We start from the raw sequence: 22,267 nt of genomic DNA, 5'->3' as shown, positions 1-22,267 counted from the left end.
TGACCGTGGCCGTCCCCGGGCCGGTCCGAGGGAACGGTTGCCGGGCACCACGCGCGCGTTACGCTGCCGATCATGCTCGTCTCTGCCGCCGTCTGTCCCTGCCCGCCGCTGCTCGTGCCCGAAGTCGCCGTCGGAGCCGCCCCAGAGCTGGACGAACTGCGCGCGGCCTGCTCCGACGCGATCGCTGTACTCGCCGCCTCCCGGCCCGACCGCCTGGTCGTGACCGGTCCCGCGGAACAACGCGCGCGGGGGCCGTACGCCCAGGGCAGCCCCGGATCGTTCCGCGGTTTCGGCGTGGGCCTCGAGGTGCGACTGGGCAGCCCCGGCACGCACGGCGGCGAGGAGTCACAGGTCCTCGGTGCGGGTGGGCAGCAGCGCGAGCTGCCGGCCTCACTCGCGGTGGGCGCGTGGCTGCTCGCACAGGCCGGTTGGGCTGCCGCCCCGCTGGAGGGTCTCGGCGTGGGGGAACCTCTCGCCGCCGAGCGGTGTATAGAGACGGGACGCAGAATCGCGGAGGCCGCGCCCAGGGTCGCCCTCCTGACGCTCGGCGACGCAAGCGCCTGCCGCACCCTCAAGGCCCCGGGGTACTACGACGAGCGCGCAGCAGGCTTCGACGCCACGGTCGCAGAGGCCTTGCGTACGGCCGACACCCCGGCCCTGGCGGACCTCGACACGGAGCTGGCAGCCGACCTGCAGGCGGTCGGCAGGGCGCCGTGGCAGGTGCTGGCCGGAGCAGCGGACGGCGCGGACCTGCACGGCGAGCTGCTGTACGACGCCGCGCCCTACGGAGTGGGGTACCTGGTCGCGACCTGGAGCTAGGTCACAGCAGATCGCAGGTCGGGCGCACCGGTGACGGTCGCGGGGTGAACTCCCGCGACCGTCACGACGAACGGCCTCAGGACCGGCTCAGTGCTGAGGCGGCGTGGGTCCGTCGTCGGTGGGGCGGACCGGGCTGTAGCCGCCGGTGTCCTTCGTGTCCGCGCCCGGTGAGCCGTCCTGGGATCCAAGGCGGTCGACCGCGCCCTTGGCCTTCTCCGTGCCCGTACGGATGTGGTTGCTGTACTTGCCCTTGGTCTTCTGGTCGACCGTCCTGGCTGCCTTGTCCAGACCCTGGTCGATCTTGTCCCCGTGCTCCTTCGCCAGGCCGGAGGCCTTGTCCTTGGCCGGGCCGAGCTTGGCCTTCAGTGAATCCAACAGCCCCATCGGTGGCACCTTCCTCATGGCCGGATTACCTGTGGATATTGTCGCCGGTCTCGTTGCCGGCCGCGGCTTCGACCGCCTGCTGCCGCGGAGCTCGGAACATCGATGCTGCCGGAAGCGGTGCCGTGCGGCCGCCCCGGAGCGGGCGCCCGGAACTCACCCGGCCCCGCCCTGCTTCGTCCCACCCGCAGTCACCGGCGCTGCCGTGCTCGGGGACCGACGTGGCGTCGGCGTTCGCGGACTTCCGTGTAAACCATGCGAAAACACCCATAACTGCTCCATACGTTACTCGTGCGAGCGGAAATGCGCTCCGCCCGGAGCGTCCCGCCCCGCATCGCCCGGCAGCCCCAACCCCGCCCCCGGCCGGAACCACGCAACAGGCAACGATCCCGGCCGTGCGGCGTCGCGCACTGTCGCCCCGCCCGTAGTGAGTGGATCTCGCCGTTTGCGAGACTGGAGCGGTGAGTACCGCAGCCCCCGCTCCGCGGGTCATCGCCGTCGTCGGACCCACCGCGGCCGGAAAGTCCGATCTCGGCGTCTTCCTCGCCCAGCGGCTCGGCGGCGAGGTGGTCAATGCCGACTCGATGCAGCTCTACCGCGGAATGGACATCGGCACCGCCAAACTGACCCCCGAGGAACGCGACGGTGTCCCGCACCAGCTGCTCGACATCTGGGACGTCACCGAGGCGGCCAGCGTCGCCGAGTATCAGCGGCTCGCCCGGACCCACATCGACCGGCTCCTCGCCGAGGGGCGCTGGCCGGTACTCGTCGGCGGTTCCGGCCTCTACGTCCGGGGCGCGGTCGACAACCTCGAGTTCCCCGGCACCGACCCCGAGGTGCGCGCGGCGCTCGAGGGCGAACTCGCACTGCGCGGACCGGGGGCCCTGCACGCCCGCCTGGCCGCCGCCGACCCGGAGGCGGGGCGCGCGATCCTGCCGAGCAACGGTCGCCGTATCGTCCGCGCCCTCGAGGTCATCGAGATCACCGGCCGCCCGTTCACGGCCAATCTGCCCGGCCACGAATCGGTCTACGACACCGTGCAGATCGGTGTCGACGTGGCCCGCCCCGAGCTGGACGCCCGCATCGCGGACCGGGTGGACCGCATGTGGGACGACGGGCTTGTCGACGAGGTGCGCGCCCTCGAGGCGCGCGGCCTGCGCGAAGGGCGTACGGCCTCACGTGCGCTCGGCTACCAGCAGGTGCTCTCGGCCCTCGCGGGGGAGTGCGAGGAGGCCGCCGCCCGCGCCGAGACCGTGCGGGCGACCAAGCGTTTCGCCCGTCGCCAGGACACCTGGTTCCGGCGTGATCCACGCGTGCACTGGCTCAGCGGTGCGGCCGCCGACCGGGGGGAACTCCCGGACCGCGCCCTGACGTTGGTCGAACGAGCGGTTACAGCCTGATCACGTGATGGCATCGGGACGCTTCTGCGGTCATCCGGGCTCGTGGGTGCGTGCCATCATCGAGCTGCGATCGACAGTGGAGTCCTAGTTGGGAGGGCGCGTGGCGATGGAGGCCGGCCCTCGCAACACCGCACACGGGGAATCGGAACGGCTCAGTGCCGACGGTCCCGGGACGACACCGGACGAGGCCGTTCCGGACGGATCGGCGGAGCCCGGTCCCGATGAGGACGAGCCCACGTCGGACTCCGATGTCTCCGAGGTCGAAGTCGAGCTGCGCCCCCAGCGGCGCCTGCGGATCTGGCAGATCGCACCGATCGTCGCACTCGCGGCCATCGGCTCCCTGATGTTCGCCTTCCCGCTCGCCTTCGAGTTCGGTGACGGCGGCGCGGTCGTGGCCATGCTCGGGATCCTGCTCAGCTGCTGCTCCGCCGGGTGGGGTGTGATGGCCGCCCGCCGGGTCGGCCTGGCCTGGCCCGGTCTTCCCGTACAGGGATCGGGCCGCCGCCCCGACTGGCGGGTCATCGCCGTGTACACCGTCGTGGTGCTGGCCGTCGCGGTGCTCGCGGTCTGGCGCGTCGACCGGCTGCGCTGACCCCCGTCGGCCGCCGCGTTCGGGGCCTCGCCGCGTTGTCACCCTCAACCCGTACGATCGAGGGATGAGCACGCGGATCGGCTTCCTCAAGGGGCACGGCACCGAGAACGACTTCGTGATCGTCCCCGACCCGGACAACGCCCTGGACCTCGCCCCCGCCACCGTGGCCGCCCTGTGCGACCGCAGGGCCGGGATCGGTGGTGACGGGCTGCTGCACGTCGTGCGGGCCGCGGCGCATCCGGAGGCTGCGGACATGGCCGCCGAAGCCGAATGGTTCATGGACTACCGCAACGCGGACGGCTCGATCGCCGAGATGTGCGGGAACGGCGTACGGGTCTTCGCCCGCTACCTCCAGCGCACCGGGCACGTGGAGGCGGGCGACCTGGCCGTCGCCACCCGCGGTGGCGTCAAGCGCGTTCACCTGGCCAAGGACGAGGAGGGCGCGGACGGCGACATCACCGTCTCGATGGGCCGTGCCCGCCTCTTCGAGGAGCAGGCCACGGTGACCGTCGACGGCCGCAGCTGGCCCGCGTACAACGTGAACATGGGCAACCCGCACGCGGTCGCCTTCGTCGACGATCTCGCGCACGCCGGCGACCTGTTCCGCCAGCCGCCCTTCAGCCCGGAAGATGTCTATCCGGACGGCGTGAACATCGAGTTCGTCGCGGCCCGCGGTGAGCGCCATGTCGCCATGCGCGTGCATGAGCGCGGTTCCGGCGAGACCCGCTCCTGCGGTACGGGAGCCTGCGCCGTGGCCGTGGCGACGGCCCGCCGCGACGGCGCCGACCCGGCCCGAACCGGAGTCCCCGTCTCGTACACCGTGGATCTCCCCGGCGGACGTCTGGTGATCACGGAGCATCCGGACGGCACGGTCGACATGACCGGTCCTGCCGTGATCGTCGCCGAGGGCGAGATCGCCCTCGACTGGTTCGAAACCGTACTCCCATGAAGCTTCGCTCGAATGGGTGATCCGCTTCACTCCCGGCGAGAGCAGGTGAACCCCGCGTGATGGGCTCGGTAGCATCAAGCACCGGCGCGGACGGGGGAAGCCGCCGCCCGCCCCACCGCCGGTCGACGCCGGAGGTGCCCATGAGTCCAGAAGCGCAGGACGCGACGCACAGCGCCCCGGACACGGGGAGCACCGTGGCGGGGGGCACCGTCGACTCTTCCCAGGACGCCGGAGACCCGGCTCCGCACGCCCCGGCCAGCCAGGCCCCCGCGCGCAGGCGCGGTCGCCCCCGCATCGATCTGCGCAGGCTGGGCCGCGCCGCATTGCTCGGCGGTGCCTCACGGGGCCGCCTGCCCGACGCGATCGGACACGTCGTCGAGGCCCACCGCGCGCACTATCCCGACGCGCCCCTCGACCCGCTGCGCCGCGCCTATGTGCTGGCCGAGTCCTCCCACCGGGGGCAGATGCGCAAGAGCGGCGAGCCGTACATCACGCACCCCCTCGCCGTGACCCTGATCCTCGCCGAACTGGGCGCGGAGACCACCACGTTGACCGCCTCACTGCTGCACGACACGGTCGAGGACACCGATGTCACCCTCGACCAGGTGCGCGCCGAGTTCGGCGACGAGGTCTGCTACCTCGTGGACGGTGTGACGAAGCTCGAGAAGGTCGACTACGGCGCGGCAGCCGAACCGGAGACGTTCCGCAAAATGCTTGTCGCGACGGGCAACGACGTGCGGGTCATGTCCATCAAGCTCGCCGACCGCCTGCACAACATGCGCACTCTCGGCGTGATGCGCCCCGAGAAGCAGGCCCGTATCGCCAAGGTCACCCGCGACGTCCTCATCCCGCTCGCCGAACGCCTCGGCGTCCAGGCCCTCAAGACCGAGCTCGAGGACCTCGTCTTCGCCATCCTGCATCCCGAGGAGTACCGGCGGACTCGCACCCTCCTCGCGGAGAACGCAGCCCGGCCCGACTCGCTCGGTGAGACCGTCGATGCCTTCCGCACCGTGCTGCGTGAAGCCGGAATCTCCGCCGAAGTCCTGGTCCGGCCACGGCACTTCGTCTCCGTCCACCGGGTCAGCATCAAGCGCGGTGAGCTGCGCGGCGCGGACTTCGGCCGGATCCTGGTGCTGGTCGGCGAGGACGCCGACTGTTATGCCACGCTCGGTGAACTGCACACCTGCTTCACTCCGGTGGTCTCGGAGTTCAAGGACTTCATCGCCGCGCCCAAGTTCAACCTCTACCAGTCACTGCACACGGCCGTCGCACGGCCGGACGGCGAAGTGGCCGAAGTCCTCATCCGTACCCACCAGATGCACAAGGTCGCCGAGGCGGGCGTGGTCGCGCTCGGCAATCCATACACTTCGGGCGGCGAGGAGAGCCAGGACGCCGCGGACGGTGACTGGATCCGCGGTGAGGGCGAACGCACCGACCCCACCCGACCCGGCTGGCTGTCCCGTCTCCTGGACTGGCAGCAGGCGACTCCCGACCCCGACACCTTCTGGCGGTCCCTGCGCGAGGAGTTGGCCCAGGACCGGGAGATCACCGTCTACCGGACCGACGGCGGCACGCTCGGGCTCCCGGCGGGCGCCAGTTGCGTGGACGCGGCCTATGCGCAGTACGGCGAGGACGCCCACGCCTGCATCGGCGCCCGGGTGAACGGCCGGCTCGTGACCCTGAGCACCGTCCTGCGGGACGGCGACACCGTGCATGTCCTGCTCGCCCCGCTCGAGACCACGTCCGGACCCTCCCCCGACTGGCTCGACCACGCCCGGACGCCTGCGGCCCGGATCGCCATCCGGCGCTGGCTCACGGCGCATCCAGACGACCGTCAGGCCCCGGACGCCGCTCCCCGGCCGCAGCTCACGGTGGCGGGCGCCCGTCCGCAGGTCGAGAACGTGGTGGTCGACCGCCCCGGTGCGACCGTACGGATCGCGGGCTGTTGTACGCCCGTACCGCCCGACCCCGTCCTCGGCTTCGCGGTGCGGGGCGGCGCCGTGACCGTGCACCGCGCGGAGTGTTCCGCCGTCGGGCGGATGACCGATGCAGGGCGCGAACCGATCGGTGTGCGATGGGTCAGGGACGCAGAGTGTCGGGTGACTCTCACTGCCGAATCGTTCGGGCGGCCGCATCTGCTCGCCGATCTGACCGAGGCCATCGCCATCGAGGGCGTCGCGATCGTCTCGGCCACCGTCGAGCCGCCCGCCGAGGGCCGCGTCCGGCACACCTATTCGCTCCAACTCCCGGACGCCGCACGGCTCCCCACCCTCATGCGCGCCATGCGCAAGGTGGCCGGCGTGTACGACGTGAGCCGGGCCCAGCATCCGGCGGCGGCAGCCCCCTAGCACTCGTCGGACGTCGCCGTGGGCGGCATACGGCCCCTCGTTCGGGTGGGCCGGAAGCGCGCCGTCGATCAGGGGGCGCGTGGCACTGATAGCCGTGGATCATGTTGCTCTCGCCCCGCATCAGGGCCGTTCTCCTGGTCGCCGCCTCCACCGCGCTGGTCGCCGCAGGCGCGCCCGCTCCCGGGCCGCTCGGCATCGGCGACCCGCTCTTCCCTCATCTCGGCAACCCCGGGTACGACGTCACGTCGTACGACATCGCCTTCGACTACAGCGGCGACAACAGCCGGCCGCTGAACGCCGTCACCAAGATCGACGCCCTGGCCACCGCAGACCTGCGGCACATCAACCTCGACCACACGCACGGCAAAGTCAGTTCCGTGCTGGTCGGCGGTGAGCCCGCGACGTTCGCGGAGAAGGGCGAGGATCTCGTCGTCACGCCCGCGCGTCCGGTGCGCAGGGGCCTGCCGATCAGTCTCACCGTGCGGCACACCAGCGACCCCGGCGGAAACCAGGACAACGGCGGCTGGATCCGCACCGGTGACGGACTCGCCATGGCGAACCAGGCGGACGCCGCGCACCGGGTCTTCCCCTCCAACGATCACCCGGCGGACAAGGCTCTGTTCACCTTCCGCATCACCACGCCCAAGGGCACCACCGCGGTGGCCAACGGCCTGCCCACCGGGAAGCGCACCACGGACCGTGGCACGACGTGGACGTACCGGACCGCCCACCCCATGGCGACCGAACTGGCCCAGGTGTCGATCGGGAAATCGACGGTCGTGCACCGGGAGGGGCCGAACGGGCTGCCCCTCAGGGACGTCGTACCGACGGCTGACCGCGAGAAGGTCGAGCCGTTGCTCAAGAAGACCCCGGACCACGTCGCCTGGATGGAGTCCAAGGTCGGGCGCTACCCGTTCGAGACGTACGGCGTGCTGATCGCGGGGGCGCGTACGGGATTCGCCCTGGAGACGCAGACGTTGTCCCTCTTCGAACGCGACCTCTTCACGACGAAGGGGGTGCCGCAGTGGTACGTCGAGTCGGTCATGGTCCACGAACTCGCCCACCAGTGGTTCGGGAACAGTGTCAGCCCTCGCAGCTGGTCCGACCTGTGGCTGAACGAGGGACACGCCTCCTGGTACGAAGCCCTGTTCGCCGAGGAGCGCGCCGGTCATTCCCTCGAGGAGCGGATGAAGGAGGCGTACCGCGACTCCGACGGCTGGCGTGCCTCGGGCGGGCCCCCGGCAGCCCCCGAGCCGGCGGCGCCCGGCAAGAAGCTCAGCCTCTTCCGTCCGATCGTCTACGACGGCAGCGCTCTCGTGCTCTACGCGCTGCGCCAGGAGATCGGCGCCGGCGCCTTCGACCGTCTCGAGCGCGCCTGGGTGCAGCGGTACGCGGACGGCAACGCCACCACCGCCGACTTCACGCGGCTCGCTTCGTCGATCACCGGCCGTGACCTCTCGGGCTTCTTCCAGGGCTGGCTGTACGGGGCGAAGACGCCTCCCATGCCCGGGCACGCGGACTGGCGGTCGGCCGAGCCGGCGGACGACGCTGCCCGGTCCGGCGGTGGCGCCGCGTGAATCCTGCGCGTGCGAGTGCTGCGCGGGTGAATCCCGTGCGTGCGCGTCGTACGCCGGAAAACCCGGGTGACGAGACGGGGCGTACCGTGCGACCATCGAGTGGTCGCTGCGACGGAACGCCCAGGGGAATCTTCGGACGGCCCGGGACGTTGAAATCACCGAGTGTGCCGGGACTGCCACGTCGTCCCGCACGCAGCGATTCCGGGCAGTCTGGCAGTCCGCTTCCCGGAGCCGTACCTCACCCTCCGACCGTAAGGATCCAATGACCTCCTCTTCATCCCCTTCCCAGGACGCACAGAACGTGCAGAACCCCGCGCCGAACCCTGCCGAGGGACTTCGGGCCGATGCCCTGATGGAAGAGGACGTCGCCTGGAGCCACGAGATCGACGGGGCGCGGGACGGCGACCAGCTCGACCGCACGGAGCGGGCGGCGCTGCGCCGCGTGGCCGGTCTGTCCACCGAGCTCGAGGACGTCACCGAGGTCGAGTACCGCCAGCTCCGCCTGGAGCGTGTGGTCCTCGTCGGTGTGTGGACGAGCGGCACCGTGCACGACGCGGACAACTCCCTCGCGGAGCTGGCCGCGCTCGCCGAGACGGCCGGGGCCATGGTGCTCGACGGAGTCGTCCAGCGCCGTGACAAGCCGGATCCGGCCACGTACATCGGTTCCGGCAAGGCCCAGGAGCTGCGCGACATCGTGCTCGAGACGGGCGCGGACACGGTCATCTGTGACGGTGAACTCAGCCCGGGGCAGCTCATCCATCTCGAGGATGTCGTCAAGGTCAAGGTGGTCGACCGCACCGCTCTGATCCTCGACATCTTCGCCCAGCACGCCAAGTCCCGTGAGGGCAAGGCCCAGGTCGCGCTCGCGCAGATGCAGTACATGCTGCCGAGGCTGCGCGGCTGGGGTCAGTCGCTCTCCCGGCAGATGGGTGGCGGCGGTGGCGGCGGGATGGCCACCCGTGGTCCCGGTGAGACCAAGATCGAGACGGACCGTCGGCGTATCCGCGAGAAGATGGCGAAGATGCGCCGGGAGATCGCGGACATGAAGACCGGCCGCGAGATCAAGCGCCAGGAGCGCCGTCGTAACAAGGTGCCTTCGGTCGCCATCGCCGGTTACACCAACGCGGGCAAGTCCTCGCTGCTCAACCGCCTCACGGGCGCGGGCGTCCTGGTGGAGAACGCCCTGTTCGCCACCCTCGACCCGACCGTGCGCCGGGCCGAGACACCCAGCGGGCGGCTGTACACGCTGGCGGACACCGTCGGTTTCGTCCGGCATCTGCCGCACCACCTGGTCGAGGCGTTCCGCTCCACCATGGAGGAGGTCGGCGACTCCGACCTCGTCCTGCACGTGGTGGACGGATCGCATCCGGTTCCGGAGGAGCAGTTGGCCGCGGTCCGCGAGGTGTTCCGTGACGTCGGCGCGTCCGACGTCCCGGAGATCGTCGTGATCAACAAGGCGGACGCGGCCGACCCGTTGGTCATCCAGCGGCTGCTGCGGGCCGAGCGGCACGCGATCGTCGTCTCCGCCCGTACGGGCGAGGGCATCGACGAGCTGCTGGCTCTGATCGACGATCAATTGCCTCGGCCCCAGATCGAGATCGAGGTGCTGGTGCCCTACACAGAAGGCGCGCTGATGTCGCGTACGTACGCCGAGGGTGAGGTGATCTCCGAGGAGCACATCGCGGAGGGCACCGTGCTCAAGGCGCGGGTACACGAGGAACTGGCGGCGGAGCTCGCCAAGTTCGTCCCCGCGGGTCACTGAGGTTCGCATGTAGTGAATACGAAGGCCCCTCCCGCAGCAGCTGCGGGAGGGGCCTTCGTGCGTCGATGAGGGAGGGGCCGCCGGCGAACCGGCGGCCCCTGGACAGTTACTGGCTGCCGTACTTCTTGCTCATCGAGTCGTAGAGCTGCTCGGCGCCCTGGCCCAACTGGGGACCTGCCAGCCAGCCGGAAGTCTTCGGGCCGATGGAGGTGTTGGAGACCAGGGCGAGCTTGCCCTTGGCCACCTGTCGGAACCAGCCACCGCCGGACGAACCGCCGGTCATCGAGCAGCCGATGCGGTACATCGTCGGCTTCTGCGGGCCCTGCGAGAGACGGGACGGGCGGTCGATGCACTTGTGCATCGTCACGCCGTTGTACGGCGGAGCGGCCGGGTATCCCCATGCGCCCATCGAGCTGACTTCGGTCGCGGAGGGCGCGGAGAAGTCGACGGGCAGCGCGTTGCCGACTGTCTCCTCGAGGGACTTGCTGCCGTTCTCCGGCTTCACGTGCAGTACGGCGTAGTCGTTCGGAGCCCCCGGGATGCCTGCCGCGGCGCCGCCGTCGATCCACTCACCCGAGGTCGACGCCCAGTCCGCCCAGTAGGTGCCGTACGGGGCGACCTCCTGCTGGGTCGCACCTTCGAGCTCCGTGGGCGACTTGCCGAGGTCGTTGTACGACGGGACGAAGGCGATGTTCCGGAACCATCCGCCCTGCTGTCCGGCGTGTACGCAGTGGCCCGCCGTCCACACCAGGTTGGACTTGCCGGGGTTGCGCTTGTCCTTCACGACGGTGCCGGAGCAGACTGCCGATCCCTCGGGGGTGTCGAAGAAGACCTTGCCGACCGGGGCGGCGTTCTGGTGGTACGGCGTCTTCTCCTGCTGGGCGGTGACGGGGTCCGGAACCGGATCGCTGGTGCCCCGGTCGCCGGCGGCGTCCTTCGTGGCGACGGTCTTGGCCGGGTCCTTGGCCTTCTGCATCCGGTCGGGCTTCCAGAGGCCGTCGATGACCGGGTTGACGAAGTCCTTGGCCTCGCGCAGCCAGGATTCCTTGTCCCAGTTCTTCCAGTCACCGTCCTTCCACTTGTCGACGTCGATGCCGCGCTTCTTGAGGCGGTCGGCGATGTCGGCGGGAATCTCAGGCGTGTCCTTGCCTTGGTCCTTGTCCGCGGCCTGGGACTGGCTGGGCTTGGCGTCGGCGGCGTTGTCGGACTTGTCGTCGCCGGAGCTGCAGGCCGTCGCCGTTATCGCGAGTGTGAGTGCGGCACCCGCCGCTGCGAGGCCGGAACGGCGCGCGCCGTCTCTACGGGAACGTGTCCCGGAGACGGTGCGTGCGGGACGTATGGATCGCATGATGCGGTGAACCCCCGGTGGATCGTTCGTTGGTGCGGCCCCGGTGCGTACTGCTCACCGTGGCTCGTGTCATTGGGTGTCCGGCGTGCGGTGGTGCCGCCGGGAGACACACGCAGGCGGGTGTCATGCGCGTGTCATTCGGAAGGCGCTTGTGAGTTGCCGACCGGAAATCAGGTGCCACTATGCCGTGTTCGGTGCGGACACCTGACGGTGGGTCCGTGAAGATTTCACCCCGGCCCCGCGACCGGCTGCCGGGGCGGCTTCTTGCGGTCGCCCGGGAAAGGGAGTCACCGCAAGAAGCCGCGTCGGGCCGGTAGTTCAACCGAGCGATGGGCCTGATGCCCACCGCGGCCCGCTACTTGGCGTACTTGTCGCTGACGGCCGAGTAGATCTTCTTGGCGCCCGGGCCGAGCCGGGGACCGGCCAGCCAGCCCGTCTGCACCGGACCGATGGACGTGTTCGAGACCAGTGCGGGCTTCCCGTCCTGCCCCTCGGCGACCCAGCCGCCGCCGGACGAACCGCCGGTCATGGTGCAACCGATGCGGTGCATGGTGGGCTGCTCCTTGCCCAGCGAGAGTCGGCCGGGCTTGTCGGCGCAGGAGTGCGCGAGCTGTCCGTCGAACGGAGGCGCCGCCGGGTAGCCGGTGGCCGTCATGCTCTCGATCTCGGGAACCGCGGGTGCGTTGAAGTCCACCGGGAGCGCCGAACCGACCGTCTCCTCCAGGGACTTGCCGCTGCCGCCCTTCTCCGGGGTCACGTGCATGACCGCGTAGTCGTACGGTGCGCCCTCGCCGCCGGTCGCACCACCCTGCTCGATCCACTGCTGCGACGTCTGCGCCCAGTCGGTCCACCAGATTCCGTACGGGGTGATCTCTTCCTCGGACGCGCCCTGCAGCTCCTCGACCGACTTCCCGTCGTTGTTGTACGAGGGCACGAAGGCCAGGTTGCGGTACCAGCCGCCGCTCTTGCCGGCGTGCACGCAGTGGCCTGCCGTCCACACCATGTTGGACTTGCCGGGGTTGGCCGGGTCCTTCACCACCGTCGCGGAGCAGACCATCGAGCCGTCGGGGCCGTCGAAGAACAGCTTGCCCGCCTCGGCGGCACTCGAGTGGTACGGGGTCTTCACGGGCTCGGCGTCGACGGGCTCGGGTGTCGGGTCGGTTACGCCCTCATCGCCCGAAATGTCATTGTCGACGGGCTTGTCGGGGCGCTTGTCCGCATCCCTCATCCGGTCCGAGTCCCAGAGGTCCTCGATGATCGGGTTGACGTAGTCCTCGGCCTCTCGGAGCCAATCGTCCTTGCTCCAGTCCTTCCACGCCCCGTCCTTCCACTTGTCCAGATCGATCCCGCGGTCCTTCAAGCGGTCCTTGATGTCGCCGGGGATCTTGAGCTGGTCGTCATCCGCCGGGGTCTTGGACGCGGACGCCGCCTTGTCGCTGGCGTTGTCGTCCTCGGGTCCGCAGGCGGTGGCGGTCAGGGCGAGTGCGGCACACAGGGCGAGCGCCGCCGTCACGGGGGAGGTGCCGCGCCTCGCCCCCTTCCCGCGGTGCAGGCTGAGGCGTGGACGTATCGCTGGCATGTCGAGATCTCCCCCTGTGTGGATTCATTGGCAAACGTGCTCGTTCGGCCGCACCGGCAGGTGCCCGTTCGAGCACCCACACACTATGCCGGTGCCGTTGGGGACGGCCCACGGCTCCGCAACGGTTCCGTCACGGCAAGGATCTTCCGTCGACCCGTGATCCTCCGCAGTTTGCGTCGTTGGTACGTATGGGGGACACGCGGTGTGCGTTCAGACCCCCTGACTCGGGGACGCCAGGCGTCCAACTCGCCGGAGCACAGCGGGAGGACCAACAGTCGTGGCCGTGATCGATCCGACGCCCGCGGCGCCAGCCGCCCCGCCCTCGTACGGTCCGGAAGCGATCCTGCGACGGCAGTCGCTTCGGGAGTCCTCGGCCCGGACGTATGCGAGGACCTTGCCGATCGTGCCCGTGCGTGCGCGCGGACTGACCATCGAGGGCGCAGACGGCAAGCGGTATCTCGACTGCCTCTCCGGCGCCGGCACGCTCGCGCTCGGTCACAACCACCCCGTCGTCCTCGAGGCCATTCGGAAGGTGCTGGACTCGGGGGCGCCGCTGCACGTGCTGGACCTGGCCACGCCGGTGAAGGACGACTTCACCACCGCCCTCTTCGAGACGCTGCCGCGTGGCCTCGCGGACCGTGCCCGTATCCAGTTCTGCGGTCCGGCCGGCACCGACGCGGTGGAGGCGGCGCTCAAGCTGGTCCGAAGGGCCACCGGACAGCGCGGGACACTCGCCTTCACGGGCGCCTATCACGGCATGACAGCCGACGCCCTCGCCGCTTCCGGCGGGGCCGAGGACGTAACGGTCACCCGGCTGCCGTTCCCGCAGGACTACCGCTGCCCGTTCGGAGTCGGCGGGCCGCAAGGGGCCGAACTCTCCGCACGCTGGACCGAGTCGATCCTCGACGACGCCAAATCCGGAGTGCACCGGCCCGCGGGCATGATCGTGGAACCGGTGCAGGGGGAGGGCGGCGTACACCCGGCTCCCGATGCCTGGCTGCGCCGGATGCGAGAGATCACTGCATCTCGCGGCATCCCGCTGATCGTCGACGAGGTGCAGACCGGCGTCGGCCGCACCGGCGCCTTCTGGGCCGTCGAGCACAGCGGCGTCGTGCCCGACGTGATGGTCCTCTCCAAGGCGATCGGAGGCAGCCTGCCGCTGGCGGTCGTCGTCTACCGCGAGGAGCTCGATACCTGGCCGCCCGGCGCGCATGCCGGCACCTTCCGCGGCAACCAGCTGGCCATGGCCGCAGGTGCCGCCACTCTGGCCTACGTCACCGCCAACGGGCTCGCCGAGCGGGCAGAGGTCCTCGGTGCCCGGATGCTCCGCCAGCTCCGTGCACTCGCCGCGGAGTACCCCTGTATCGGCGAGGTCCGTGGTCGAGGACTGATGATCGGCATCGAACTGGTCGATCCGGAAGCAGAGCCAGCAGTCGGTCCTGGTGCCGTCCCCGTGGACCCGGCGATGGGGCCCGACGACGTCACGAGGCCGGTGGGTGACCTCACGACCCCGACTTCGTGGTCGGCAGTGCAACGAGGCGCGGGTCAGGTGCGAGGCGAACCCGCCCCAGCGGCACCCGAGTTGGCTGCCACAGTGCAACGGGAGTGTCTGCGCCGCGGTTTGATCGTGGAGCTGGGCGGCCGAAACTCCAGCGTCGTACGCCTGCTCCCGCCGCTGACGCTGACCGACGAACAGGCTTCCGCCGTCCTCGACCGCTTCGCCGACGCCCTGGCGGTGTCCGTGTCCGCGTCCTCGCCCCGCCGGTGAACGGTGTGATCGTGAGGTGTCCCTGGAGCGTAGGTGCACCGCGGCCGGACCACGACGGTCACGGGATCCCCTGGGCCGAGCCCGGCCACGGACCGGCCCATGGTCCGAACTCCCGTCGGGGCGAACCGGATCGTCCTCACACTCGCCACATCTGCGGGCCGCACCGGCGTCCACGAGCCGTCGCGGGCCGGCGCCTCCGCCCCGGCGGCGCACACCGCCACGGCTTTCGGAAGCGAAACCGCCCCCGACGTCCTGCGCCACCCCATGCACCGGCGCACAGCCGATGCTCGGGCCCGGCTCACCTCTCAACATGCGAACGCACAGCACCAGCCACCGCACAAGGAACGTCACTTGAACCTCAACACCACGCCTGACGGTCGTCACCACGACACCCCCTCCACACTCGGTTCGACTGCTTCGGTCGGAACTGCCCCTCTCGTCGCCGATGCGAGCGCGGTTCCCCGGCAGAAAGGCATTCCGCACCACCCGTCACGCCCGCCAGGAGACGGCCTCGTCCCCCCGGACGACCTGCTCGAGCACCCGGACCCACGGACCGCGGCCGAATCCGCGGCCGTCGAGAATCTCCTCCGCTGCTGGATCCGGGAGAACAACTACCCGGCTCCGAGCGGCGCCCTCGACGAGTCGTCGAGCAGCAACACGACACCCGGAGCACCGTCCACGCTGCGGATCCCGCTCACCTCGAGCGGAACGGCACTGACCGTCCCCGTCCGCTACTGGTCGGCCACCGGTGCGCACCGACTCGGTCCACCCCGCTTGGAGGGCGCTCCGCCCGGCGCGCCTGCGGCCGATGCCGTCACGGTGGCGACTCTCCTGACCAGAGAAGCGACGGGCGTCGTCGACCGGCCGGAGACCGACACCTTCCGCGGGGACGGTGGCGACCTGGCCGGCCGCGTCGCCGACTCCGTACGACGTACCGCGACCTTCCTCAAGGAGCGCAGGGGCAGCACGGGCGACGCGGCCGACGCCTTTCTCGCCGCGGAGCAGGCGCTGACTCTGGGCCACCCGCTGCATCCCACGCCGAAGAGCCGTGAAGGCCTTTCCGACGCCGAATCACTGCGCTACTCACCCGAATTGCGCGGCTCCTTCCCTCTGCACTGGTACGCAGTCCACCCCGCCGCCCTCGCCGAGGACTCCGCCTGGACGGAACGGGGACGCACGATCAGCGCCAGGAGGCTGACGGACAGGATCGCCGGGCACTGGCTCGACCTGCCCGACGGACATGCTGCGCTCCCACTGCACCCGTGGCAGGCTCGTGAGCTCAGACACCGTCCGGAGGTCGCCGAGCTCTTCGACGCCGGCCTGCTCCGCGATCTCGGTCCACAGGGCGAACCATGGTTCCCCACCTCCTCCGTCCGTACGCTGTACCGCCCCGGCGCGGCGGCCATGCTCAAGCTGTCTCTCGGGCTCCGCATCACCAACTCCCGTCGGGAGAACCTCCACAAGGAGCTCCGGCGCGGTGTCGAGATGCACCGTCTGCTGCGCAGCGGCCTCGCCGACCAGTGGAAAGCCGCCCACCCCGGGTTCGACATCGTGCGAGACCCGGCGTGGTTGTGTGTCACCGAACCCGGCGGCGCTCCGCTGCCCGGACTCGACGTGATGATCCGCAACAACCCCTTCGTGCCCGGTGACAACATCCGCTGCCTCGCCGGCCTGGTCTCACCCCGTCCGGTGGAGCCGGACAAGCCCGGCGAGGCGGCCGGGCACCCCGGTCAGGAGCACTGCAGCGCTCCGATGCGGTCCGCCCTCGAGGAGATCATCAGCTGCCTCGCCGCACGCACCGGTCGTCCCCAGGGAGCGGTAGCCGCCGAGTGGTTCCTGCGCTACCTGGAGCACGTCGTGCGCCCGGTGCTCTGGTTCGACAGTGAGGCCGGAGTGGCCCTCGAAGCGCACCAACAGAACACCCTGGTCGTTCTCGACCCGGAAGGCTGGCCCACCGGCGGCCGCTACCGCGACAACCAGGGCTACTACTTCCGTGAATCCCGGCGCGACGAGCTCGACCAGCGACTTCCCGGAGTCGGGGTGGACAGCGACACCTTCGTCCCCGACGCCGTCACCGATGAACGCTTCGTCTATTACCTCGGTATCAACAACGTCCTCGGCCTGATCGGCGCCCTCGGCGCACAAGGCCTCGCGGACGAGCAGCTCCTCATCGCCGCGTTCCGCCGCTTCCTCACGGGCGTCAACTCGGTCGGCCGGAAGCCGGGTTCCTCCTTCGCCGAGCAGCTGCTCGAGTCATCCGTCCTGCGCTGCAAGGCAAACCTGCTGACCCGGGTACACGGGCTCGACGAACTCGTCGGCCCAGTCGACACCCAATCCGTGTACGTCACCATCACCAACCCTCTTCAGAACTCCCGAACATGAACGTCTCCCAGGAGAGGAGCGTCGCTGTGTCAGCCACCGAAGCGAGCGCCGGCGCCGGCACCGACCCCGCCACCCCCCTAGGGTCTGGATTCGCTACCGGAGACATCGAGGACACGCTCGATCTCCGACTGTCGGACGAATTCATCGCCCTCCTGAACAGGCGCCCCGACGACCCGTCCGCCACCGAGCCGGGACACACCCCTGTCGACGACAGCGATCTCCTCGATCACGTGGCGGACTGGAGGCCCGCGGTGACCTCGGCCGGTGTATTCCACCTCCTGCCCGTCCGCCTAGATCGTGATCTGCCACGGATCACCAGATGGATGAACGACCCGGTCGTCGCGGCTTTCTGGGAACTGGGCGGTCCGGAAGAGATCACCGCCGACCATCTGCGCCCACAACTCGAAGGCGACGGGCGCAGCGCTCCCTGCTTGGGCGTACTGGACGGCGTCCCGATGAGCTACTGGGAGATCTATCGTGCCGATCTCGACCCGCTGGCCCGGCACTACGCGTCCCGCCCGCACGACACCGGGATCCACCTCCTGATCGGCGGCGCCGGCGACCGTGGCAGGGGCCTCGGTTCCACTCTCATCGCGGCAGTCACCAGCCTCGTCCTCGCCCATCGCACCCGGTGCACCCGCGTCATCGCCGAGCCCGATGTTCGAAATTCCCCCTCCGTAGCCGCATTCAAGAAGGCAGGATTCCGGAGCCACACCGAACTCCAACTCCCCGACAAACAGGCCGCCCTCATGGTTCACGACCGCGCGGCAGGTCCCTCCGGCCGTCTCCACGCCGGCGAGTCCACCGGCCGACCGGAACCCACCTCGGCCGGGCGGGCTTCGACCTCAGCCCCACCCCTGGCACCCGCCCGCACCCCTTCACCCTGACCCCTCGCTCACCCTGTCTCCTCCTCAACCACTCCCATCCGCCTGTCACTTCTAGTACACCGGCCGCGCCGATCAGGTTCCCCTCCGAGCCCGACGGGTTTGCAGCCGTCCCCGACGGACCCACGGCCTCGCCACCCAGGCTTCCGCGTCGCCCCCTTGCTCGTCCCCGCCCGACAAGCAGCGGCCGCTCCAACACCGCACCCCGCCGCCGCATGTCACCCGCTCACCTATCGGAGTTCCCGTGCAGAAACCTCCAGAGGACCCCCCGTCCGGCCGGCCCGCACCCCCTCAGGACACCGCAGCCCCCCACCGCTCCACCGCACCACGAAGCCGGGACCACGTCCCCCGACCTGCCGCGCCCGAGCAGGGTCCGGCCCGCCCCGGCGCGACGTCACTCCTCGAGCCACCCGAACTGAACCCGCACGCCTGGAACACGGCCGCCCGCCGCCTGCTCGCCAAGATGATCTCGGAGTTCGCCCACGAGGAGATCGTCACCCCGCAGGCCGCGCCGGACGCCGGCCCCGACCACTACGCCCTCACGCTCGACGACGGTGCCCGCCTGGCGTTCCGCGCACGCCGCTGCGCGTACGACAGTTGGCGGGTCGTCCCCGGTTCGTTCGTCCTCCGCGCGCCCGCGCGCCCCGGCGCGAGCGGACGGCCACCCATCCCCGCCCAGCCCCACGCCAACGACGTCCCCGCCGGGGGCAGCGCATCCGGCACGGCGCCCAGCACGGACACCGTCTTCGAGGACCCGATACTCCTCCTCACCAAGGCGCGCACCACCCTGGGCCTCGACGGCGCCACCCTCGGACACCTGGTCCGCGAACTCAGCGCCACCCTCGCCGCCGACGCCAAACTCGAACACTGCGCACTCCCAGCCGCGCGCCTCGCCGATCTCGACTACGCGGCACTGGAAGGCCACCAGACCGGCCACCCCTGGATCGTCCTGAACAAGGGGCGCTTGGGCTTCTCCGCCTCTGACGCCGCAACCTGGGCTCCCGAGGCGCGTCACGCCACCTCTCTGCCCTGGATCGCGGTGCACCAGAACCTCGCCCGCTACGAGGGCGTGCCGGGCCTCGCCTCCGCGGCCGACCTGTATGAGCGCGAACTCGACGCCCCTGCCCGTGAGGCCTTCGCCGCGGCACTCGCCGAACGAGGCCGTGACCCCCGTGAGTACCTCTACCTGCCCGTCCACCCGTGGCAGTGGGACGACATCGTGCTTCCCCTGTTCGCCCAGTCCGTGGCGACCGGCGACATCGCGCTGCTCCCCTCGGGAGCGGACACGGACCTGCGGCTGCCGCAGCAGTCGATCCGTACGTTTCTCAATGTCTCCCGGCCCGACCGGCACACGGTGAAGCTCCCGCTGTCCGTGCTCAACACTCTGGTCTGGCGCGGCCTGCCCACCGAGCGCACCTCCGCGGCGCCGGCTGTCACCGCCTGGGTGCACGGCCTGCGGGACAGCGATCCGTTCCTGCGCGACACGTGCCGGGTGATCCTGCTCGGCGAGGTCGCGTCGGTGGCCGTCCCACATCCCGTGTACGACGGTCTGGACGAGGTTCCGTACCAGTACAAGGAACTGCTCGGAGCAATCTGGCGTGAACCCCTCGACCGTCATCTCGCGCCCGGCGAACGCGCCAGGACCCTGGCCGCGCTTCTGCACACAGATACACAGGGCCGCTCCTTCACCGCCGAACTCGTCGAACGCTCGGGCCTCGAGCCGCGGGTCTGGCTGCAGCATCTCTTCGCGGCGCTGCTGCCGCCGCTCCTGCACTTCCTGTACCGCTACGGAACCGTGTTCTCACCGCACGGTGAGAACGCCATCGTGGTGTTCGACGAGAAGGACGTGCCGGTGCGGCTCGCCGTCAAGGACTTCGTGGACGACGTGAACATCAGTGCCACACCGCTCCCGGAGCACGCTGCGATGCCGGACGACGTGCGCCGGGTGCTGCTGACCGAGCCGCCCGAGTTCCTCACCCAGTTCATTCACTCCGGCCTGTTCGTCGGTGTGTTCCGCTACTTGGCGCCGCTCTGCGAGGAGCATCTCGCCGTGCCGGAACGGGAGTTCTGGTCGCTGGTACGCGCGGAGATCCTCCGCCACCAGGCACGGTTCCCGGAGCTGAAGGACCGCTTCGACACCTTCGACCTGCTCACCGAACGGATCGAGCGGCTCTGTCTCAACCGCAACCGCCTCCACCTGGACGGCTACCGTGACCGCCCCGACCGCCCGCACGCCGCGGTCCACGGAACGGTCCCCAATCCCCTGCACGCGTCGTGACCGAAGTGGCGGAGGGGATTGTCAGTGGCTCCCTTTAGGGTGGTCGAGCTATGACGAAGCCCTCCCTCTCCGAACTCCTCCACGCCGCCGTCACCGCTGTCGGCGGCACGGAGCGCCCTGGTCAGGTGACCATGGCCGAGTCGGTCGCCGAAGCGATCGACGGCGACGCCCACCTGCTGGTTCAGGCCGGCACCGGCACCGGCAAGTCCCTCGGCTATCTGGTGCCGGCCCTCGCGCACGGCGAGCGGGTGGTGATCGCGACAGCCACGCTCGCCCTGCAGCGGCAGCTGGTCGAGCGTGACCTGCCGCGCACGGTGGACGCCCTGCATCCGCTGCTGCGCCGCCGTCCCCAGTTCGCCATGCTCAAGGGCCGGTCGAACTACCTGTGCCTGCACCGCCTGCACGAGGGCGTCCCGCAGGACGAGGAGGAGGGCCTCTTCGACCAGTTCGAGGCAGCAGCACCGACCAGCAAGCTGGGACAGGACCTGCTGCGGATGCGGGACTGGGCGGACGACACCGAGACGGGGGACCGGGACGACCTGACGCCCGGGGTATCCGACCGGGCCTGGGCCCAGGTCTCCGTCTCGTCCCGGGAATGCCTCGGGGCGTCCAAGTGTGCGTACGGCGCGGAGTGCTTCGCGGAGATGGCCAGGGAGCGAGCGAAGCTCTCCGAGGTGGTCGTCACCAATCACGCGCTGCTCGCCATCGACGCCATCGAGGGCGCCCCCGTCCTGCCCTCGCACGAGGTACTCGTGGTGGACGAGGCGCACGAGCTGGTCTCACGGGTCACGGGTGTCGCCACCGGCGAACTCACCCCGGGGCAGGTCAACCGCGCGGTCCGACGCTCGGCCAAGCTGGTCAACGAGAAGGCGGCGGACCAACTGCAGACCGCCGCCGAGACGTTCGAGCGGATCATGGAACTGGCGCTGCCCGGTCGGCTCGAAGAGGTCCCCGAGGACCTGGGCTACGCGCTCCTCGCCCTGCGCGACGCCGCGCGGAACGTCATCTCGTCCATGGGCGCGACCAGAGACAAGTCGGTCACCGACGAGGACGCGGTGCGCAAGCAGGCCATGGCCGCGGTCGAGAACGTGCACGATGTCGCGGAGCGCATCACCGAGGGCTCCGAGTGGGACGTCGTCTGGTACGAGCGCCACGACCGGTTCGGGGCGTCACTCCGGGTGGCCCCCATGTCGGTCTCCGGGCTGCTGCGCGAGAAACTCTTCGCCGACCGATCGGTGATCCTCACCTCGGCGACACTGAAACTGGGCGGCGATTTCAACGGTGTCGGTGCCTCCCTCGGCCTGGCCCCCGAGGGCACCACCCGGGCGCCGGACAAGGAATCCGAGGAGCTCCCGGTCTGGAAGGGCCTCGACGTCGGGTCGCCCTTCGACTACGGCAAGCAGGGCATCCTCTACGTCGCCAAGCACCTGTCCCGGCCGGCCAGGGACGGGGCTCGTACGGACATGCTCGACGAACTGACCGAGCTGATCCAGGCCAGTGGCGGACGCACGCTGGGTCTCTTCTCGTCGATGCGCGGTGCGCAGGAGGCGGCCGAGGAGCTGAGATCACGCATTCCCGAGTACCCGATCCTGCTTCAGGGCGAGGAGACGCTCGGCGAGCTGATCAAGGGCTTTGCGGCGGATCCTCGGACGTGCCTGTTCGGGACGCTGTCGCTGTGGCAGGGCGTCGATGTGCCCGGTGCAAGCTGCCAACTCGTGGTGATGGACAAGATTCCCTTCCCACGCCCCGACGATCCGTTGCTCAGCGCTCGTCAGAAGGCGGTGGAGGAGGCGGGTGGCAATGGCTTCATGGCGATCGCGGCGACGCATGCCGCACTGCTGATGGCGCAGGGCTCGGGGCGCCTGGTCAGAGCCTCGGGCGACCGGGGCGTGGTCGCGGTGCTCGACCCGCGGCTCGCGACCGCCCGCTACGGCAGCTACCTCAAGGCTTCGATGCCGGACTTCTGGTACACGACGGACCGAAATCAGGTGCGTCGTTCGCTGGCGGCCATCGACGCGGCGGCCAGGGCCGGGGCGGACAAGACTGAAGCCGCGGAGGCGGGCTCGGCCGAGGCGGCGGCCGACAGCTGAGAAGGCGCGGGCCGCACGCACAGCCCGGTGCGTGCGAACCGGTGAGCAGCGGATCGTGAGCGAGGCGCGTGATCCGTGCGTACGAACAGGGCCCCAGGACCGGCGCAGTT

General features: G+C 70.2%; 15 protein-coding genes. 12 read left to right on the top strand and 3 right to left on the bottom strand.

Features of this window, described 5'->3' with window-relative positions:
* Nucleotides 1-72: 72 nt before the first annotated feature.
* Nucleotides 73-819, top strand: a complete 747-nt coding sequence (locus DSC45_RS30945; protein WP_119295314.1) for a class III extradiol dioxygenase subunit B-like domain-containing protein — start codon at nt 73-75, stop codon at nt 817-819.
* 87 nt (nt 820-906) lie between these two features.
* Here the strand turns inward: DSC45_RS30945 and DSC45_RS30940 are convergent, their stop codons facing one another.
* Nucleotides 907-1,203 (bottom strand): antitoxin, encoded by a 297-nt coding sequence (locus DSC45_RS30940; RefSeq protein WP_119295313.1) that lies wholly within the window; start codon nt 1,201-1,203, stop codon nt 907-909.
* Nucleotides 1,204-1,661: 458 nt separating this feature from the next.
* On the opposite strand from DSC45_RS30940, the gene miaA reads away from it, so the two are divergent.
* The 6 genes from miaA (at nt 1,662) to hflX (ending at nt 9,828) form a co-directional block, all read left to right on the top strand.
* Nucleotides 1,662-2,600 (top strand): tRNA (adenosine(37)-N6)-dimethylallyltransferase MiaA, encoded by a 939-nt coding sequence (miaA, locus tag DSC45_RS30935; protein ID WP_119295312.1) that lies wholly within the window; start codon nt 1,662-1,664, stop codon nt 2,598-2,600.
* 106 nt (nt 2,601-2,706) lie between these two features.
* Complete coding sequence (locus DSC45_RS30930) at nt 2,707-3,192, top strand: hypothetical protein (protein WP_205571476.1); 486 nt, start codon at nt 2,707-2,709, stop codon at nt 3,190-3,192.
* Nucleotides 3,193-3,256: 64 nt separating this feature from the next.
* Nucleotides 3,257-4,141, top strand: coding sequence for a diaminopimelate epimerase (gene dapF, locus DSC45_RS30925; RefSeq protein ID WP_119295310.1), 885 nt, complete (start codon nt 3,257-3,259; stop codon nt 4,139-4,141).
* Between the two features lie 59 nt (nt 4,142-4,200).
* The gene (locus tag DSC45_RS30920; protein WP_240434947.1) at nt 4,201-6,489 is read left to right on the top strand and encodes a RelA/SpoT family protein; all 2,289 of its coding nucleotides are present in this window, start codon (nt 4,201-4,203) and stop codon (nt 6,487-6,489) included.
* A 98-nt stretch (nt 6,490-6,587) separates the two neighbouring features.
* Nucleotides 6,588-8,066 (top strand): M1 family metallopeptidase, encoded by a 1,479-nt coding sequence (locus DSC45_RS30915; protein WP_119295308.1) that lies wholly within the window; start codon nt 6,588-6,590, stop codon nt 8,064-8,066.
* A gap of 262 nt (nt 8,067-8,328) precedes the next feature.
* Nucleotides 8,329-9,828 (top strand): GTPase HflX, encoded by a 1,500-nt coding sequence (gene hflX, locus DSC45_RS30910; RefSeq protein WP_119295307.1) that lies wholly within the window; start codon nt 8,329-8,331, stop codon nt 9,826-9,828.
* A 106-nt stretch (nt 9,829-9,934) separates the two neighbouring features.
* Here hflX and DSC45_RS30905 read toward each other — a convergent pair whose 3' ends face one another.
* On the bottom strand, nt 9,935-11,176 hold the full coding sequence (locus DSC45_RS30905) for a trypsin-like serine peptidase (protein ID WP_240434946.1): 1,242 nt from the start codon (nt 11,174-11,176) through the stop codon (nt 9,935-9,937).
* Between the two features lie 355 nt (nt 11,177-11,531).
* Complete coding sequence (locus DSC45_RS30900; RefSeq protein WP_119295306.1) at nt 11,532-12,755, bottom strand: trypsin-like serine peptidase; 1,224 nt, start codon at nt 12,753-12,755, stop codon at nt 11,532-11,534.
* A gap of 283 nt (nt 12,756-13,038) precedes the next feature.
* On the opposite strand from DSC45_RS30900, the gene DSC45_RS30895 reads away from it, so the two are divergent.
* From DSC45_RS30895 to DSC45_RS30875, 5 genes are all read left to right on the top strand, one after another.
* Nucleotides 13,039-14,523 (top strand): diaminobutyrate--2-oxoglutarate transaminase family protein, encoded by a 1,485-nt coding sequence (locus DSC45_RS30895; RefSeq protein ID WP_240434945.1) that lies wholly within the window; start codon nt 13,039-13,041, stop codon nt 14,521-14,523.
* A gap of 99 nt (nt 14,524-14,622) precedes the next feature.
* Nucleotides 14,623-16,905: an IucA/IucC family protein gene (locus tag DSC45_RS30890; protein ID WP_240434944.1), complete on the top strand. Its 2,283-nt coding sequence runs from the start codon at nt 14,623-14,625 to the stop codon at nt 16,903-16,905.
* 26 nt (nt 16,906-16,931) lie between these two features.
* The gene (locus tag DSC45_RS30885) at nt 16,932-17,792 is read left to right on the top strand and encodes a GNAT family N-acetyltransferase (protein ID WP_240434943.1); all 861 of its coding nucleotides are present in this window, start codon (nt 16,932-16,934) and stop codon (nt 17,790-17,792) included.
* Between the two features lie 460 nt (nt 17,793-18,252).
* The gene (locus DSC45_RS30880; protein WP_119295303.1) at nt 18,253-20,067 is read left to right on the top strand and encodes an IucA/IucC family protein; all 1,815 of its coding nucleotides are present in this window, start codon (nt 18,253-18,255) and stop codon (nt 20,065-20,067) included.
* A 50-nt stretch (nt 20,068-20,117) separates the two neighbouring features.
* A complete protein-coding gene (locus DSC45_RS30875; RefSeq protein ID WP_119295302.1) occupies nt 20,118-22,157 on the top strand; it encodes an ATP-dependent DNA helicase in 2,040 nt (679 codons plus the stop codon).
* The last annotated feature ends 110 nt before the right edge of the window (nt 22,158-22,267 follow it).

The sequence above is a fragment of the Streptomyces sp. YIM 130001 genome, assembly GCF_003574445.1.
Classification (GTDB): domain Bacteria; phylum Actinomycetota; class Actinomycetes; order Streptomycetales; family Streptomycetaceae; genus Streptomyces.
Note: the sequence above shows the minus strand (reverse complement) of the source record. Positions and strands in the feature narration are given on the sequence as shown.